Consider the following 17,292-nt stretch of genomic DNA (forward strand, 5'->3'; position numbering starts at 1 on the left):
TTATTAAAGATTTTAAAATGAAACGTGTTGTATTAGGACTTTCTGGAGGTGTTGATTCCAGTGTTGCTGCTTATTTGTTGCAGCAACAAGGATATGAAGTGATAGGTCTTTTTATGAAGAACTGGCATGATGATTCAGTTACAATTTCTAATGAATGTCCATGGTTAGAGGATAGTAATGACGCGCTGCTAGTCGCAGAGAAATTGGGTATCCCTTTTCAAACAGTAGATTTAAGTGAACAATATCAGGAAAAAATAGTTGACTACATGTTCAGTGAATATGAAAAAGGTAGAACTCCAAACCCTGATGTTCTTTGTAACCGCGAAATCAAATTTGACGTTTTCATGAAAATAGCCTTAAGTCTCGGTGCTGATTACGTAGCGACAGGACATTATTGTAAGAAAAGTGAAATTGAACTGAATGGCGAAACAGTATATCAATTACTAGCTGGGGCCGACAATAATAAAGATCAGTCTTATTTTCTTTGCCAACTTTCACAGCAGCAATTAGCGAAGTCATTGTTTCCTATTGGAGAATTAACCAAGCCAGAAGTTCGAAAAATTGCTGCGGAAATGGAATTGGTGACAGCTGAAAAGAAAGACTCTCAAGGTTTGTGCTTCATAGGAAAAGTGCGTTTACCAGAGTTTTTACAGCAAAAACTAGAACCCAAAGAAGGATCTATAATTCAGATTGATAAGGATCATTTGGTTTATAGTTCTGAAAATCAACAAGAATTATCTTTAAAGGAAACGGTACTCTTAGCATCCAAAAAAATTGAATACACACCTGAAATGGGTAAGCTAGTTGGAAAGCATCAAGGTGCGCATTACTTTACAATTGGTCAAAGAAAAGGACTTAACGTAGGAGGTACCACTGAGCCTTTATTTATTATAGCAACAAACGTGGATACTAACACTATTTACACTGGTTTGGGAAGTCAACATCCTGGATTATTTAGAAATACATTGTTTATAGAAAAATCAGAAGTGCATTGGATTCGTACTGATTTGGCTATGGCCAATGGGGAGCAAATGGAAGTTATGGCAAGAATACGTTATAGACAACCTTTACAAAAAGCTACTTTGCATCAATTTGAAGAAGGAATGTATGTTTCATTTCAAGATCCACAATCAGCAATTACTGCAGGGCAATTTGCAGCCTGGTATCTCGAAGATGAATTAGTTGGTTCGGGAGTTATTTCTTAGCTTAGTGATTCAATATAAAATAATAAAGTAAGCTGTGATTTTTGAATTGCACATTATTAAAGTTGTATTTTTAACAGTCAATAAATTAGTACTTGAAGGCTCCGTTTAATGTAAGACCTGATTATGAAAAAACTTTATCTATTTTGTTGCTTATTGCTGACCATAACATCTTTTTCACAAGAGGATGCTTGGGTGTATTTTACCGCCAAAAATAATTCACAGTTTTTCTACGATTCTCCACTTGAAATGCTTTCGCAGAGAGCTTTGGATAGAAGATCGAATCAAAATATATCTTTAGATTTAAAAGACATTCCAATTGACCCTTCCTACATAAGTCAAATAAAATTAGCTTCAGGTATTACAGTCATGGCCAAGTCAAAATGGCTCAATGCTATTCATATCAGGGGAACGCAAACCGCAATAAATTCGTTGACCTACTTTGCTTTTGTAAGCAAAGTAGATTTTGCGGACAAGTCATTAAACGAAACGGGAAAAGTTGCCAAAGCTTTTAAGATCAAAGAACAAAACAAGCTTAAGCAAACGAAAGTGAATTTTTCATATGGCACGTCAGAAAATCAAATCAAAATGCTTAGTGGGCAGGTTTTACACCAACAAGACTATACCGGTTCTGGAAAGATAATAGCAGTTTTGGATTCTGGCTTTCCAGGAGTCGATACAGCCCAGCCTTTCCAAAGGCTGCAGGACAATAAGCAAATTTTAGGGGGCTATGATTTTGTGTCTAGAAGTGCTGAGTTTTATACAGGTGATACTCATGGTACTTTGGTACTTTCTACTATGGGCGGATTTAAAGAGAACGCATTAGTTGGTACTGCACCAGATGCTTCTTATTACTTATTTATCACAGAAGATGTTTCTTCAGAGAATCCTGTTGAGGAATCCTTTTGGGTAGAAGCTGCCGAAAAAGCAGATAGTTTGGGAGTAGATATCATAAATACTTCCTTGGGGTATTTTGAATATGACAACCCTAATTATAGCCATACTTATGCTGATATGAACGGAATAACAAATTACATTTCGCGAGGAGCCGATATTGCATTTAGTAGAGGTATGATAGTCGTAGTATCTGCAGGTAACGAGGGAGGTTCTTCAGAACCTCATATTGGTTCACCTGCTGATGCTGTTTCAGTACTTACAATTGGTGCTGTAAATTCGTCGGAGACTAAGGCTTTATTTAGTTCAATTGGGCCTTCCTTCGACAATCGAATTAAGCCAGATGTCATGGCGCAGGGCGTTTCTGCAGTTTTATCGGACGAATCGGGAATCATAGGAACTGCAAATGGCACTTCATTTTCAAGTCCTATTATGGCAGGGATGGTGGCCTGCTTATGGCAAGCATTTCCAAATAAAGCAAACAAAGAAATTAGGCAATTAATTGTACAATCAGCAGATAGATTTACGACACCTAATGCGCAATATGGCTATGGAATTCCTGATTTTAGTTTGGCTGTAAACAAAGGATTATTTGTTGAAGATTTTTCTAAAGATTATTTTGTCGCTTATCCAAATCCCACGACTAATTTAGTTTCAGTTTCTTTTCCCGAAAGTTTCAATAAGGGAAGGATTGTTTTTTACAATCTATTGGGTAAAAAGGTTTTGGAACGCACTATTAATGGAATCTCAGATACTTTTTCACTAAAGTCGGTGAGCAACGGGCTTTATTTTTACAAAATTGAAGCAGGGTCGTTCTCTAAGAGCGGAAAAATAATAAAACAATAATAGTCAACTTGTTAATGAATAAAATCACAAAACTTTTCAATATTAAATACCCCATTATCCAAGGAGGAATGATCTGGGTTAGCGGTTATAAACTAGCCAGTGCAGTAAGTAATGCAGGCGGTTTGGGGTTAATAGGAGCAGGCTCGATGTATCCAGAAGTTCTGCGGGAGCACATTCAGAAATGTAAAAAGGCGACCTTAAAGCCTTTTGGTGTGAATGTCCCGATGTTATACCCTAACATCGAAGAAATCATGAAAATTATAGTTGAAGAAGGGGTTAAAATTGTTTTTACTTCGGCTGGAAATCCCAAAATCTGGACTGCCCATCTCAAAGAAAAAGGGATAACTGTAGTGCATGTAGTAAGCAGCACTGTGTTTGCATTAAAGGCACAAGCTGCGGGTGTTGATGCCATAGTTGCAGAAGGTTTTGAAGCGGGTGGACATAACGGAAGAGACGAAACCACAACCTTCACTTTGATTCCAATGGTGAAAGAACAGATACACATTCCTATCATTGCTGCAGGAGGTGTCGCTAGTGGCCGAGGAATGCTATCCGCAATGGTCTTAGGGGCAGATGCTGTGCAGGTAGGAAGTAGGTTTGCTGCATCCATTGAGTCTTCTGCACATGAGAAGTTCAAGAAAACAATCGTAGAGGTCCAAGAAGGTGGGACCCAATTGACTTTGAAGGAATTGGCTCCAGTTAGATTGATTAAAAACAAGTTCTTTCAAGACCTTCAAAGTCTGTATGAAAAATGTCCAACAAAGGAGGAATTAACAACTTTTTTGGGCAGAGCAAGAGCAAAAAGAGGTATGTTTGAGGGGGATTTAGTCGAGGGTGAGTTGGAGATCGGTCAAATCGCAGGATTGATTCATCAAATAAATTCGGCCGAAGAAATCATTTTGGAAATGATGACAGATTTTGAAAATGCTAGAAAAGAAATGCTCGAATTTGATTTGTAATTTTTATAAATAATGGGTAAAATTAAATTATATATAGTGTTGCTTGTTTTGGGGATTGGCTTGCAAAATATATACGGCCAAGTATATAAATTCAAAACTTCTGGTTTTAGTGTTTTGGAAAAAAATGAAAGGGGCAAATGGGGTAATTGGTCGGAGCTAAAATTAGTTAATGTTTTAGTGTCATTGGATACGAATAAAAATAGAATTCTTGTGTATTCTCAAGTTATTCAGTTGTTTGAAATTATAGAGTATCAATCTACAGAGGAAAATGACACGGATATTGTTTATTCTTTTACTTGCAAGGACAACAACGGAGATGATTGTACGCTATCTATTATTACAAGGAAAAAACAGGGCAATAGGAAGCAATTGTATATAAATTATGATGATAAAATTATTGTCTATAATATATTTAATTTGTAAATAATAAGAAGTCGGCTTATTGAGACTTTTTTGTTTATATGGTCTTTCGTTTTTTATAAAGTAAATGTAAATATTTTAGGCTGAATTGTGGATCTTGAGTATTTGCTTTTTAAAGTCGGAATAGAGCTTTTACGTAGCGCGCACCAAAAGCTAATCAACATCTTTTATAAAGTCATCATATTCCGAATAGAAAAGCTCTAAAGCATTCATTTTTTGGTTATAAAAGGAGAATATATCATCCCAATAATTACGGTTGCTAACACTTACTCCAAGTTTTTCTATCCAAATACGGCTGATTGTTTTTCCGTTTTCGAGAACGTAATTTTTTTCGAATACCAGATCCTTGATAAACTCTTCATCTAAAATAGTTTTTAAGGCTTCGAGCTTTTCAAAATATCCTGTTCGCAACTCCTCGTTACGATGCTCTATATCGATTAGGACTTGTGCTTTTTTATTATCTACATAAAACTTGAAAGAGAAATCTTTTATTTTTGTATCGTATAGAACCCATTTTCGTGGGTACTTCTCTGCGAATGTGACCCAGAATTCTCGCTTTAATTTTTGAGTTTCTTCTTTACTATACATTTTGTTTGTTTTGGTTTTAGAAAATTTGCGCAATGTTATTTTCTAGACTATATTTATATTATGAATGCAAAAATAGACTTTGATTATGGATTTTCAATATTTTTTAGAATATGTTCCCAATTTAGCTGAGGCCGAGCTTCCTGCTATGGAGGCTCATATTAAAATGGTGCCATTTGAAAGAATCGAAAGTTTGAAAAATAATGCCGTTGAAAATAATAGCCCAAGAATGGCTGCAGTAATGATGCTTTTTTATCCTAAAAACGGAATTACGCATTTAGTACTTATCGTCCGGAATTCATATGAAGGTGTGCACTCAGGGCAAATAGCATTTCCTGGAGGGAAATATGAAACTGAGGATGAAATTTTTTCGAAAACAGCCTTGCGAGAAACTCAGGAGGAAGTTGGTGTAAGTCCAGCGATAATAGATGTGATTAAGGCTTTTACGCAAGTTTATGTTCCTCCCAGTAATTTTATCGTCCACCCCTTTTTAGGTATATGTAAGGAAAAAATTTGTTTTGTTCTTGACCCTAGTGAAGTTTCGAGCATTATCGAGTTACCGCTGTCCGTTTTCTTGAATGATGAAATACTGATTGAATCGAAAATTTCCACTTCTTATGCAAAAGAGATCAATGTCCCTGCATTTGATATCGAAGGACATATTGTTTGGGGAGCTACGGCAATGATATTGAGTGAGTTGAAGGATGTTTTAAAAGTGGCGCTAAATTCAAGGCTTTGATTTTTATCAACTAGATTTTTTTTTAATTCGTAAGGGCAATCAGAAGTAGTTGCAATCAGGAACATGAAGAATAAATTTTGTACGTTTGTAAGTCAAATTCAGAAAAATAAAATACAGTTTTATGGGGTTATTTAAGAGAAATTCTTTTGGTCACATACTTTTTTTAAAGAAATGGTTGATTTGGTTTTTCGGAGCCACTACCCACAGAAGGTATAGGGGATTCAATGAATTAAAGATTGAAGGCTCAGAAATCATCCGTAATTTACCCGATACAAATGTTCTATTTATCTCCAATCATCAGACTTATTTTGCCGATGTTGTGGCTATGTTTCACGTCTTTAATGCTAGCCTGAAGGGCCGAGAGGATAATATAAAGAATGTACTTTATTTATGGAACCCTAAACTGAATATTTATTATGTAGCCGCAAAAGAAACCATGCAAGCAGGGCTTTTACCGAGAATAATGGCTTACGCAGGAGCTATTACAGTTGAGCGAACTTGGCGTTCTAAAGGTGTGGATGTTGAAAAGAAAAAAGAGGTTAACCCTAATGACACTGAAAACATCAAATTTGCCCTTGATGATGGTTGGGTAATTACTTTTCCTCAAGGAACAACAAAATCATTCAAACCTGTAAGGAAAGGAACGGCTCATATCATCAAAGAACACCGGCCTATTGTGGTGCCAATTGTTATAGACGGTTTTCGACGGTCCTTTGACAAAAAGGGATTGCGAATGAAAAAGAAAGGAATTCTACAATCCTTTATCATTAAAGAACCACTTGATATTGATTACGATAATGACAGTATCGATGAGATTGTAGAAAAAGTAGAATATGCTATAGAACAGCACTCTTCTTTTTTAAAAGTGATTCCATGCGAGGAAATTGAAGAAGAGGAAAAATTAAACAAACTTCGGCGATATGATTATTGATTTATAAATCAATTTTTTGTAATTCTTTATAATTGGCATGTAATCTTCGAAGTAGGATTCCGTACAAAAGCCTATAAAAAAGCCAAAATAATCCAAAGAACACAGTCGTAGTCAATAGCAAAACGCCTATTGTGATTGCCATTACTTTTCCATTATTTGCAATTTGGTCGCTCAAGATACTAGTTTCTGGATTGTAAACTAAGGCGATTACAAAACCTATGACTAAACTCAAAAGAGCCATCACAAGATTGTACCATACATAATACTGGACCGTTTTTCGAGTTTTTAAAATGTCTTTCATCAATTGCTTGGTAGAGACGGTCGTAGTAATTCGAATGTAGTTTTTGTAGAATAAGTATATAAAAGCCAATATCACCCCGTAGTTGAATATGGTCAGTACTTTGAAGTAGGATATTAGATCAGTATGATTGATCTGTTCTAAATATTCATCGGTATTAAAAAATACGCTGATTGAAGTCCATAGTAAAACCTCCAAAATACTAATGATTAAAATCCACTTCACGATCGAAGATGAGTTTTTATGAATCATTTTATAAATTTCTATTTCCGAGATTTGCTGAAAAGAATTTTCCTTCTTTTTCCAGTCTTTTTTTAATAAATCCAGCTCTTTCATATTCCTTACGGATTTAATATTTTTTTTAATTTCCCTTTAATTCTGTTCATTTTCACTCTGGCATTCACTTCGCTGATACCGAGCGTTTCTGCAATTTCTCGATAGTCTTTATCTTCTAGATACATGAAAACTAAAGCCTTTTCGATGTCATTTAGCTGGTAAACGGCTTTATACATGAGCTTAATCTGTTCTTCTTCCTCATAATTATAATCGACGTCTTTTATGAAATGCTGCCGTCCCTCATACTCAACTGTGGCGATAGATCGTTTGTTTTTTCGGTATAATGTAATGGCTGTATTCAGTGCTACACGATAGGCCCAGGTTGAAAATTTGCTATCTCCTCTGAACTTTGGAAAAGCTTTCCATAACTGAATCGTGATTTCTTGAAACAGATCTTTGTGCGCATCTTCACAATCGGTATATAACCTACATATCTTGTGGATTATATTTTGATTGTCTTTTAATTGCTTTACAAAAGAATGTTCTAGATTTTCACTCATGATTCATTAGTACGTCGCTGGCATAATTTGTTACAAAGTACTCCTTTTTTATTTTGTAGCACCTTTTTTTTCAAACACAATTATTAGTTGTCCCGCTGTACATTGCAATCTTTATTTTTCTTTTAAATCAAGAAAAATAAAGGATTTACATTTCCATCGGGACTATTAAGTGCTTTTATTTTTTTTTAATATGTTTTTAATGGACTCAAGCTAAGAGGAAATAGGTTTTTTAGGAAAGTTAATGTGCAAAAAAAAAAGTATACCTATATTTTCTAGCTCTAAGACGATCCGCGAATAGCTGGTATAGAGTTTTGAATTAAATCAATCTTTACAATTTATTATTTTTTTGACCATAATAATTCACCAGCAAATTAATGAACATACTGTAGCTCTCCATTCCGTCCTTTTGCTGATTTATTTTTAGAAAATTATCATAAAAAATATGAAAGCCAGTTTCTAATGGGGTTTTGTACTTTGCATTAAAGACTATACTTTCCTGATAGTTTTTTATAATTCCAGGATGTACCGTTTTTAGCAGTTGGTCAAAAACCGGCTTATTTCGTTTCTCCCAGTTAGCTAAACAATAACGCAAGGCAAAACTATATCCAGAATATTGAAAGTATAAATTTTCGTTCTTCACAGAGGCTAGAAAACCAATAAAATTGCATTCTGTTTCACTAGCAAACCCTAATTGGTGTGCCATTTCATGGCAAGTAGTAGTTGGGAAACCATACATTGGACCCATATAATTAACCTGTGCCTCATTATTAAAGGGGTTTAAATAACCTCCAAATCCCATATAGGTTAGCGGCAAGCTTATTATTGATTTTTTTGCGCTCAAATTGCTGTAGCTAAAGAATGGATGTGTGTCCGATAAATTCTTGTAGCCATTTAAATTCATTTGGAATGCTTGGTTTTGTGAGTAGGGGAATACAACTTTTGTATTTTTATCTTTTGTTATTTGACTTTGGATTGCATTGGTTTTTGCAATTAGTTTTTTAGTAAAATGAAGTAGCTCCTCATTTGAATAATCCCTTTTGATTGACATTTTTTCAAAAAGCGGTTCACGATAATAGTTCATAGCCCAAAGCAGATGAAACATAAAGTAAAAAACAGAAGCGAAACTTAAAATATGTAATGTATTATTTTTCCAATGTAATTTCCAGGTTTTTCTTTTGATCCAGAGCCATCTTAATATGAAGAATATTAAAATAAAATAAATAAAATCCCCTACTGAAAAAGGAATGTTTCCAAAAGCAGTTCTTGAAAATGACGAGATAAAAGGATACAATCCGTTGCTGTAGTATCGTTCTACATATTCAGGAAAAAACGAAATGATTTGAAGAAAAGTTATTTGGACAAAAAGAAAAAGCGGAAATATATATTTTTGTTTCACGGCAATTATTTATAAAATGTAAAGGTAATTACAATATCTATTACTGCCGAAAAGAGTTTAAACTTTGTAACTTTGAATTTTAAAATAATAAACTTCAAATATAAATAAATGAGTCAAGAAATAAGAAATTTAGAACCCAAAGTACTTTGGAATAAGTTTGCCGATTTAAATGCAGTCCCTCGTCCTTCTAAAAAAGAGGAACGAGTAATTGAATTTATGAAAGACTTCGGGAATACCCTTGGATTAGAAACTTTTGAAGATGATATCCGAAATGTAATTATCCGAAAGCCAGCAACCGCAGGAATGGAAAACCGTAAAGCGATTGTCATGCAAGGGCATTTGGACATGGTACACCAGAAAAACTCAGATACTGTTTTTGATTTCGATACCCAAGGAATAGATATGTATGTATATGGGGACTGGGTCCGTGCCAGAGGAACGACTCTTGGTGCTGATAATGGTCTTGGTGTTGCTGCTATTATGGCAATCTTAGAAAGCAAAGATATTCCGCATCCCGCTATTGAAGCTCTGTTTACTGTCGATGAAGAAACTGGAATGACAGGGGCATTAGAATTAAAGGGAGGTGTTTTACAAGGGCAAATCCTTTTAAACTTAGATACCGAAGAAGACGACGAAATCGACATTGGTTGCGCCGGAGGTATTGATGTAACCGCTACTGCCGAATATGACGAGGAGCAAACTCCAGAAGGTTCTATAGGGTATAAAATCACAGTAAAAGGATTAAAAGGTGGGCATTCAGGAATGGATATCCACAAAGGTTTAGGTAATGCTAATAAAATTATGAACCGTTTATTATTTGATGGTTTTGATAATTTTGGATTACAGATTTCTGAAATACAAGGTGGTAGTTTACGTAATGCAATTCCAAGGGAAAGTGTTGCTAAAGTTATAATCGCTGAGGTGTATGATGAAGCATTTGTTTATGATATGCAACAGATTGTAAATGAAATCAAAAATGAGTTAAAAACGACAGAACCAAATCTAGAGGTTGTTTTTGATAAATTAGATGTAGCTCCTACTAAAGTAATGCCTTCTATTGCACAGTTTTATTTCGTTAGATCGATGTATGCTGCTCATAATGGTGTTTATGGTATGAGTACTGATTTTAATAATCTAGTGGAAACTTCTAACAATATTGCTAAAGTAGTATTAGCGGGTGGAAATCTTACGGTACAATGCTTAACACGTTCTTCTGTAGAAACAGCTAAATTTGATTTGGCAAATAGTTTGCGTTCTGCTTTTGAACTGATGGGATGCGAAGTGGAACTATCAGGCTCTTATCCAGGATGGACCCCAAACGCTGAATCAGAAATATTAGATGTTTTGGTGCCTATTTACGAAAAACAAAATGGAGAGAAGCCGAGAGTTGTTGCATGTCACGCCGGATTGGAATGCGGCATCCTTGGTACTAACTATCCGGAGATGGATATGATTTCTTTTGGTCCTACCATTCAGGGAGCACATTCACCAGATGAAAGAGCTAGTATTTCCTCTTCTCAAAAGTTCTGGAAATTTTTACTGGAAATTTTGGCTAATATTCCCAAGAAATAATAGACAACCATTTAAAATAAAAATAAGTAACCCTCGTTTATCAATAATCGAGGGTTTGTTATTTTAAAGAAATTAGTCTCTTTTTGGAGCATTCTTCTTTTCTCTTTTTTCTTCTTTTTTTTCTTTAGCCGTTTTAAGAGGCTCTTTCTTGGCGGTTTTTTTCGCGTCTTGACTTTTTGCCATGATGTAATTATTTAATTTATTGATTTAAGTAAATGTAAATAATATTTTGATTATTTTAAATATTATTAAAAAAAAATCTTCTTTTAAGACCAATAATTTGGCTCCGTAAACTAATAGCTAAGGGATTGAGATTTGTTTACCAGTTACTTGTTCGCTTCGTTATGTTTATTATTTATTTCTTCTTGCAGCAGTAGTCTGGTGGATAATTTTGTGAATACAAGGTTTAGAGTGAAAACTAAACATTTGAAAAGTATGATGGCTAGCTTTTTGCAGGCTCTACTATATCCCTATTGATGTCTATAAAGCTATAGTTGTATAATTTAAATAAAATTGAAACAGATGTCTTTGACTGCTTAAAAGTTTAAGCTATGGATGTAGCGTGTTTATCGGATCTTCAAAATTTTATACTCTTCATAACACCCACTTATGGCATCCATTATTTGCAAATCATTTGCTGTTTTTATGAAAGATTCCGAGTAATTACATCGTTGTAATATTTCAGCAATTTCTTTTTTGTCTACGCCAAGTAGTACCGCTATCGTTTCTCTATCAAACTTAGATGCCAGAAGATTTCGGACGGTGTCGTCTTTCTTCATTTCTTTTAGTTTTTTGAGCTGGTTAGGATTGTTTCCAAAGAAATTATAGAGCATATCTGCTGGATTAAAAATGGAGCCAAGAATTCTTCCAAAAGCATTTGGAGAATATTCCCCAGCTTCATAGCCGTGCGTTAATCCAGAAATACTATAGCGATAGTTTTCATTCGTTGGAATTGTTTTTGAGTCAACCTCAAGGTAGCCTGTAAGGTTAAAAGGTCTAATGACTACTTCTTCTAGTGCAATTGCTTTTTCGGTAAGAAATATTTTGGCAACTTTGTTTTTGATCCAGTCATTGGTTACTTTAACCCTTAGTGATTGAAATCCTAAAAATGAAAGGTGTAGCGTATCGGTTGGGTGCACGTCGATTTCAAAATAACCTTGTGAATCAGTTCTTGCTCCCCTAACTTTATTAATGTTGATGATGTTTACATTAATTAGAGGCGACTTAGTGTTGTCGTTATAGATAAAGCCTGATACTTTTTGGGAGTGAAGAGTATCCTGTGCGAATGCATTTGCGGATAGTATTAAAAAAAAGAGGACTACAAAATATTTCATAAACTAGTTTAAAACTTTAAAAGTAATAAAACAGGATTAAATATTTTGTAGTCCCTTATATTATTATAAGAATATTAACAAATAAATGTTAGTCTTTTCTTGGTCTTCTTGGTCTAGGTGAGTCACCAAAACTTTCAGAACGTCTAGGAGCTCTATCTGAAGAACCTTCTCCTCTTGGAGCTGAGCTTCTTCCGCCAAAGCCACCTTCTCTTGGAGCTGAACTTCTTCCTCCGAATCCGCCTTCTCTTGGAGCTGAGTTTCTGTCGCTTCTAAAACCGCCTGAACCTTCTCTTCTTGGAGCAAAACTACCTTCTCTTCTTGGAGCAGAACTTCTTCCGCCACCGCCACCTGAACTTCTTCCGTTATGGTCACGTCTGCCACCACCATCATTTTTAGAAATTTCAACATTGATACGACGTCCTTCTAATTGTACGTTGTTCAATACTTCCATTACTTTATCAGTGTGTTCTGGATCCGTGTTAAAGAAAGAGAAACCCTCTTTTACATCTACTTTGAAAACATCATCACGACCTAAGTCTAATGTTTCTTTCAAGTAGTCTTTTAATGACATCCAGTCAAAATTATCTCTAGAACCTATGTTCAAAAAATATCTTGTTGCACCGCCGTTATTGCTTTCTCTTGCACCGCCATCTCTATCGTCACGATCACGTCTTTCAGAGTTCGATTGATTTGAGATGTCTCTAGTTTTTTTGTAATAGTTGATAAAACGATTAAATTCCACCGAAACCATTTTCTTGATTAGCTCTTCTTTTGACAAGTCTTCAAGAACGCTGTTTATTGCAGGAAGATAGCTGTCAATTTCATGATCAACTTCTACTGTTTTAATTTTATTGGCTAAGTGCAACAATTGTATTTCGCAGATTTCGATTCCAGAAGGAACTGTTTTCTCTTCAAATTTTTGTTTGATGATTCTTTCGATTGAAGAAATCTTACGCAATTCACTTTTTGTTACAATAACGATAGAAGTACCTAGTTTACCTGCACGACCTGTACGACCTGAACGGTGAGTATAAGTTTCTATTTCGTCAGGAAGTTGGTAGTTTACTACGTGAGTAATATTGTCCACGTCAATTCCACGTGCTGCAACATCAGTAGCGACAAGCATTTGGATTTGTCTTCCTCTAAATGATTTCATTACACCATCACGTTGCGCTTGAGATAAATCTCCGTGCAATGCAGCAGCGCTGTATCCGTCTTCCACTAATTTTTCTGCGACTGCTTGTGTATCTCTTTTGGTACGACAAAAAACTACAGAGAAGATATCTGGATTAGAATCCGCTAAACGTTTCAAAGCTTCGTAACGGTCACGAGCATTTACAAGGTAAAACTCATGGGAAACTGTCGCAGAACCTGAATTTTTAGCTCCTACAGTAATTTCGATAGGGTCTTTCATGAATTGTTTACCAATTCTAGCAACCTCTGCTGGCATTGTAGCCGAGAATAACCATGTGCTTTTTTCGTCTGGAGTGGTTGATAAGATGTTTACGATGTCTTCGTAGAAACCCATATTCAACATTTCGTCAGCTTCGTCTAGAATACAATAGTCAATTTGAGAAATGTTTACCAATCCTCTGTTAATCATGTCTTGCATTCTTCCTGGAGTTGCAACAATAATTTGTGCACCTCTTCTAATGTCTCTTGCTTGGTCTGTTATGCTAGCCCCACCGTAAACTGCTACTACGTTAATACCTTTTTCGTATTTTGAATAGTTTTTAATTTCGTTAGTGATCTGCAAACAAAGTTCGCGTGTTGGAGATAAAATTAATGCTTGAGTATTTTTATTGCTGGCATCAATTTTTTGGATAACTGGAAAACCAAATGCTGCCGTTTTCCCTGTCCCTGTCTGAGCCAACGCAACCATATCTGTGTCTTTTTCCAATAATAGGGGAATCGCTTTCTCCTGTACTTCGGTCGGATTCTCAAATCCTAGATCTAAAATCGCCTTCAGTAACGATTCACTCAATCCTAATTGTTCAAATTTGTTCATATGTATTTTTAAAATAGGCTGCAAAAGTACCCTAAATTATCGAGATAAACTAATGCTATTTGTAGTTTTAATGTTATTAATATGGATTGATTATCAGAAAGTTATATTTATAATTGAATGCTAATTGCTTTAAATTTAGAATTCTGTGTAGAAATTCTGTCCTAGGAAATTTAATTTTGTTAAAAAAACATTTTAAATTATTGATTACTTCTCGGTTTTTAAAAAGGCAATCAGTTGTTTCGTAGCAATGGCTCTGTGGCTAATTGTATTTTTTAGAGCTGAATCCATTTCCGCAAAGGTTTCCTGATAACCTTCTGGCTGGAAGATGGGGTCGTATCCAAACCCTTGATGTCCAGATTTTTCCATGGTAATTTTTCCAGGCGCAGTTCCTGTAAAAAGATGCTGTTCACCTTCTTTGTTTAAAGCAATTACCGTTTTAAAACTAGCCTTTCTATTGGTTTTGCTGCTCAACGCATCTAGTAGTTTAATCATATTGTTATCTGAATCACATTGTTCTCCTGCATACCTTGCAGAGTAAACTCCCGGTTCACCATTCAATGCTTCTACTTCTAGTCCCGTATCGTCAGCAAAACAATCGTAACCGTATTTTTGTGTTACATAATTGGCTTTCAGAATCGCATTTCCCTCAATAGTATTTGAAGTCTCTGGGATTTCTTCAAGGCATCCTATGTCTTCCAGGCTTAAGATAATTATCGATTGTGGAAGAATTTGCTGGATTTCTTTAATTTTATTTTTATTGTTGGAAGCGAAAACTAATTGCATTTTTGTGTGTTTAAGTAGATTGTACAAAGGTACACTTTTAGCGGTCGCTAATTAGTACAGAATATGCCCTGTTATGATAGGTTTGATAGAATTGTCAAGGGAACTTAATGGGTCATATTTTTACATGTTATTTTTATCGTATTGGAATGCTTTTCGATTTGTCAGTTATAGTAAGGCCTTTTATTTTCATTGCGAACTATGTAAGATTTCATAGAGCAGATAAATTTCTAAGTACAGCCATTTTCTACTGTAAAGTTTTTATCAATCGAAACCTCATTCATCCTGCTATAGTGGATTAGATAATAACATCAGTTTTAAAATACAGTGAAGCGATAAAGGTCTAATAAAATTGCAGTTCCATTTTATCCCTCTTGTTATATCTTAAATATTTATTGTTATTTAAAATGAGGAACGATCTTGAGCCATTTGTGTACTGAGTAGAACAAGGAAAGGAGCTAAGGTTTTGTTTCGCACAGTAAAACAGCAAAACAGCAAAATAGTGCCTAGTTTAAAACCGGACTGTTTTTTTTATCGTATATAACTTACATAGTAAAAGATACACATGAAAGTAAACAAGCGGTTCTCATATTCTAATTTTGTAAAAACATTATTTTTTATGTTCGTTTTTACAAGTTCATACTCACAATATGTATTTTATACTAATTCTTTGCCTGAAAAAATGTCTTTGCATAGCTATACTACCGTCGCTGATGTGGGGCAAGACGAGCTAGATATTCAATATGGAATTAAAAAAAAACTTGGTCTAACTAAAACGCAAGCGCACAAAAACATGTTTTATTCCTTTTTTGTCTGAATCTCTCTCGTCGATTTCAAGAATATCAGTTAAAGACTTTAGCATAGGTGTCAATTTTGCAAAGCCATAATTTCTTGGGTCAAATTCCGGTTTTTTCTTCACGATAAGGTTTCCTACATCGCCAAGGAATGCCCAACCGCTATCGTCGGAAATGTCGTCTATGGAATCTTCAATAAGGTCAATAGTCGGTTCGTCAATTTTACTAAGTGGCTTTGGAGTTGGTTTTTCGACAACTTTTGAAGGGTTCTTGTCAATTACTTTTTTTGTTTCAGCTGTCGGACCTGTTTTGGGCTTTTTCTTCTTGATCGCGCCAACTAAAACTTCAATATAAATAAATCTATCACATGCAGCTATGAAAGAGTTAGGTGTTTTTTGCTCGCCCATTCCGATGACTTTCATTCCGGATTCCCGAAGACGTACTGCTAAACGGGTAAAGTCACTGTCACTAGAAACGATGCAAAATCCATCGACTTTATCAGAATATAAAATATCCATGGCATCAATAATCATAGCTGAATCAGAAGAGTTTTTACCTACCGTATAACTGTACTGCTGTATAGGGGTAATTGCATGCTCCAACAAAACACCTTTCCAGCCGCCAGCGTTTGGTTTGGTCCAATCGGCATAAATACGTTTGGTTGTAGGCGTTCCATATTTGGTGATTTCTTCGATCATTCCTTTTACGTTACTGTAAGGAACATTATCTGCATCTATTAGAACGGCTAACTTTAGTTCTTTTGTATCTTGTGCCATTAATGAATAATTTATTTATTTGGTCAAAGGTACAAAGTTTATTGATCAAAATGAGTTTTTGGCCGTCATCGAAACGGTGTCCCGTCCTTTTTATTGCTTATATACACAAGATCAAGGGTAGCTTTTAGTAATTAAAAAAGATACTGATAAAAATAAATTTACTTTAAATCCCTTTATAAAATATAAATATTTATTTTTGTACTTTCTTAAAGTTAAAATTATTACTTAAATATATATAATGGTAAAAGATTTATTCGAAAGGATTCAAAGCAATAAAGGACCATTAGGAAAATGGGCTTCACAGGCTGAAGGCTATTTTGTTTTTCCTAAATTAGAAGGTGATTTAGGTCCAAGAATGCAGTTTGGTGGAAAAGATATATTGAACTGGAGTTTGAATGACTATTTAGGTTTAGCAAATCACCCTGAGGTGAGAAAAGCGGATGCAGATGCAGCAGCTCAATTCGGAGCGGCTTACCCGATGGGAGCCCGAATGATGAGTGGACAAACTAAATATCATGAGCAATTAGAGGATGAATTGGCTGCTTTTGTAAAAAAAGAATCTGCTTATTTATTGAATTTTGGTTACCAGGGAATATTGTCTATTATCGACGCTCTGGTTACAAAAAATGATGTAATTGTATATGATGTAGATGCTCACGCTTGTATTATTGATGGTGTTCGTTTGCATATGGGGAAACGTTTTACATACCGTCACAACGATATCGAAAGCATGGAGAAAAACCTTCAACGTGCTACGAAATTAGCAACAGAAAACGGTGGTGGAATTCTATTCATTACTGAAGGTGTTTTTGGAATGCGTGGACAACAAGGGAAATTGAGAGAACTTGTTGCAATGAAGCAAAAATATAATTTCCGTTTGCTTGTAGATGATGCACATGGTTTTGGAACACTTGGTGAAACA

General features: G+C 35.1%; 16 protein-coding genes. 8 read left to right on the forward strand and 8 right to left on the reverse strand.

Annotation, left to right across the window (positions count from 1 at the left end):
- Positions 1–17 precede the first annotated feature (17 nt).
- The 4 genes from mnmA to ACEN2H_RS06225 all read left to right on the forward strand — a co-directional run bounded on the left by mnmA (position 18) and on the right by ACEN2H_RS06225 (position 4,324).
- Positions 18–1,205: a tRNA 2-thiouridine(34) synthase MnmA gene (gene mnmA / locus ACEN2H_RS06210; RefSeq protein WP_441731459.1), complete on the forward strand. Its 1,188-nt coding sequence runs from the start codon at positions 18–20 to the stop codon at positions 1,203–1,205.
- A 123-nt stretch (positions 1,206–1,328) separates the two neighbouring features.
- Positions 1,329–2,942, forward strand: coding sequence for a S8 family serine peptidase (locus ACEN2H_RS06215; protein ID WP_441731460.1), 1,614 nt, complete (start codon positions 1,329–1,331; stop codon positions 2,940–2,942).
- A 14-nt stretch (positions 2,943–2,956) separates the two neighbouring features.
- A complete protein-coding gene (locus tag ACEN2H_RS06220) occupies positions 2,957–3,901 on the forward strand; it encodes an NAD(P)H-dependent flavin oxidoreductase (protein WP_441731461.1) in 945 nt (314 codons plus the stop codon).
- Between the two features lie 12 nt (positions 3,902–3,913).
- Positions 3,914–4,324 (forward strand): hypothetical protein, encoded by a 411-nt coding sequence (locus ACEN2H_RS06225; protein WP_441731462.1) that lies wholly within the window; start codon positions 3,914–3,916, stop codon positions 4,322–4,324.
- Between the two features lie 150 nt (positions 4,325–4,474).
- Here ACEN2H_RS06225 and ACEN2H_RS06230 read toward each other — a convergent pair whose 3' ends face one another.
- Positions 4,475–4,909, reverse strand: a complete 435-nt coding sequence (locus tag ACEN2H_RS06230) for a DUF4268 domain-containing protein (RefSeq protein WP_441731463.1) — start codon at positions 4,907–4,909, stop codon at positions 4,475–4,477.
- 85 nt (positions 4,910–4,994) lie between these two features.
- On the opposite strand from ACEN2H_RS06230, the gene ACEN2H_RS06235 reads away from it, so the two are divergent.
- Both ACEN2H_RS06235 and ACEN2H_RS06240 read left to right on the forward strand, forming a co-directional pair.
- Positions 4,995–5,645, forward strand: a complete 651-nt coding sequence (locus tag ACEN2H_RS06235) for an NUDIX hydrolase (RefSeq protein WP_441731464.1) — start codon at positions 4,995–4,997, stop codon at positions 5,643–5,645.
- A gap of 121 nt (positions 5,646–5,766) precedes the next feature.
- Positions 5,767–6,576, forward strand: a complete 810-nt coding sequence (locus ACEN2H_RS06240; protein WP_441731465.1) for a lysophospholipid acyltransferase family protein — start codon at positions 5,767–5,769, stop codon at positions 6,574–6,576.
- Between the two features lies 1 nt (position 6,577).
- Here ACEN2H_RS06240 and ACEN2H_RS06245 read toward each other — a convergent pair whose 3' ends face one another.
- The 3 genes from ACEN2H_RS06245 to ACEN2H_RS06255 all read right to left on the reverse strand — a co-directional run bounded on the left by ACEN2H_RS06245 (position 6,578) and on the right by ACEN2H_RS06255 (position 9,106).
- The gene (locus ACEN2H_RS06245) at positions 6,578–7,210 is read right to left on the reverse strand and encodes a hypothetical protein (RefSeq protein ID WP_441731466.1); all 633 of its coding nucleotides are present in this window, start codon (positions 7,208–7,210) and stop codon (positions 6,578–6,580) included.
- A gap of 5 nt (positions 7,211–7,215) precedes the next feature.
- On the reverse strand, positions 7,216–7,710 hold the full coding sequence (locus ACEN2H_RS06250) for an RNA polymerase sigma factor (protein WP_441731467.1): 495 nt from the start codon (positions 7,708–7,710) through the stop codon (positions 7,216–7,218).
- 328 nt (positions 7,711–8,038) lie between these two features.
- Positions 8,039–9,106, reverse strand: a complete 1,068-nt coding sequence (locus ACEN2H_RS06255; protein ID WP_441731468.1) for a DUF3810 domain-containing protein — start codon at positions 9,104–9,106, stop codon at positions 8,039–8,041.
- A 108-nt stretch (positions 9,107–9,214) separates the two neighbouring features.
- On the opposite strand from ACEN2H_RS06255, the gene ACEN2H_RS06260 reads away from it, so the two are divergent.
- Complete coding sequence (locus ACEN2H_RS06260) at positions 9,215–10,678, forward strand: aminoacyl-histidine dipeptidase (RefSeq protein WP_441731469.1); 1,464 nt, start codon at positions 9,215–9,217, stop codon at positions 10,676–10,678.
- A gap of 566 nt (positions 10,679–11,244) precedes the next feature.
- On the opposite strand, the gene ACEN2H_RS06265 is transcribed toward ACEN2H_RS06260, so the two are convergent.
- From ACEN2H_RS06265 to ACEN2H_RS06280, 4 genes are all read right to left on the reverse strand, one after another.
- Positions 11,245–12,012 (reverse strand): carboxypeptidase-like regulatory domain-containing protein, encoded by a 768-nt coding sequence (locus tag ACEN2H_RS06265; protein ID WP_441731470.1) that lies wholly within the window; start codon positions 12,010–12,012, stop codon positions 11,245–11,247.
- 88 nt (positions 12,013–12,100) lie between these two features.
- Complete coding sequence (locus ACEN2H_RS06270; protein WP_441731471.1) at positions 12,101–14,020, reverse strand: DEAD/DEAH box helicase; 1,920 nt, start codon at positions 14,018–14,020, stop codon at positions 12,101–12,103.
- 204 nt (positions 14,021–14,224) lie between these two features.
- Positions 14,225–14,803, reverse strand: coding sequence for a non-canonical purine NTP diphosphatase (locus ACEN2H_RS06275; RefSeq protein ID WP_441731472.1), 579 nt, complete (start codon positions 14,801–14,803; stop codon positions 14,225–14,227).
- A 763-nt stretch (positions 14,804–15,566) separates the two neighbouring features.
- Complete coding sequence (locus ACEN2H_RS06280; RefSeq protein WP_441731473.1) at positions 15,567–16,370, reverse strand: NYN domain-containing protein; 804 nt, start codon at positions 16,368–16,370, stop codon at positions 15,567–15,569.
- A 238-nt stretch (positions 16,371–16,608) separates the two neighbouring features.
- Between ACEN2H_RS06280 and ACEN2H_RS06285 the strand changes: the two genes are divergently transcribed.
- On the forward strand, positions 16,609–17,292 hold a 684-nt coding region (locus ACEN2H_RS06285; RefSeq protein WP_441731474.1), incomplete at its 3' end, for an aminotransferase class I/II-fold pyridoxal phosphate-dependent enzyme.

The organism is Flavobacterium sp. W22_SRS_FP1, assembly GCF_052113685.1.
Taxonomy (GTDB): Bacteria; Bacteroidota; Bacteroidia; order Flavobacteriales; family Flavobacteriaceae; genus Flavobacterium.

Bases quoted from the DNA above. Each gene is read 5' to 3' on its own strand.
- ACEN2H_RS06230 (WP_441731463.1), bottom strand. From the start codon at position 4,909: ATGTATAGTAAAGAAGAAACTCAAAAATTAAAGCGAGAATTCTGGGTC.
- ACEN2H_RS06270 (WP_441731471.1), bottom strand. From the start codon at position 14,020: ATGAACAAATTTGAACAATTAGGATTGAGTGAATCGTTACTGAAGGCG.
- ACEN2H_RS06215 (WP_441731460.1), top strand. From the start codon at position 1,329: ATGAAAAAACTTTATCTATTTTGTTGCTTATTGCTGACCATAACATCT.
- ACEN2H_RS06250 (WP_441731467.1), bottom strand. From the start codon at position 7,710: ATGAGTGAAAATCTAGAACATTCTTTTGTAAAGCAATTAAAAGACAAT.
- ACEN2H_RS06240 (WP_441731465.1), top strand. From the start codon at position 5,767: ATGGGGTTATTTAAGAGAAATTCTTTTGGTCACATACTTTTTTTAAAG.
- ACEN2H_RS06245 (WP_441731466.1), bottom strand. From the start codon at position 7,210: ATGAAAGAGCTGGATTTATTAAAAAAAGACTGGAAAAAGAAGGAAAAT.
- ACEN2H_RS06220 (WP_441731461.1), top strand. From the start codon at position 2,957: ATGAATAAAATCACAAAACTTTTCAATATTAAATACCCCATTATCCAA.
- ACEN2H_RS06260 (WP_441731469.1), top strand. From the start codon at position 9,215: ATGAGTCAAGAAATAAGAAATTTAGAACCCAAAGTACTTTGGAATAAG.
- ACEN2H_RS06235 (WP_441731464.1), top strand. From the start codon at position 4,995: ATGGATTTTCAATATTTTTTAGAATATGTTCCCAATTTAGCTGAGGCC.
- ACEN2H_RS06265 (WP_441731470.1), bottom strand. From the start codon at position 12,012: ATGAAATATTTTGTAGTCCTCTTTTTTTTAATACTATCCGCAAATGCA.
- ACEN2H_RS06275 (WP_441731472.1), bottom strand. From the start codon at position 14,803: ATGCAATTAGTTTTCGCTTCCAACAATAAAAATAAAATTAAAGAAATC.
- ACEN2H_RS06225 (WP_441731462.1), top strand. From the start codon at position 3,914: ATGGGTAAAATTAAATTATATATAGTGTTGCTTGTTTTGGGGATTGGC.
- ACEN2H_RS06280 (WP_441731473.1), bottom strand. From the start codon at position 16,370: ATGGCACAAGATACAAAAGAACTAAAGTTAGCCGTTCTAATAGATGCA.
- mnmA (WP_441731459.1), top strand. From the start codon at position 18: ATGAAACGTGTTGTATTAGGACTTTCTGGAGGTGTTGATTCCAGTGTT.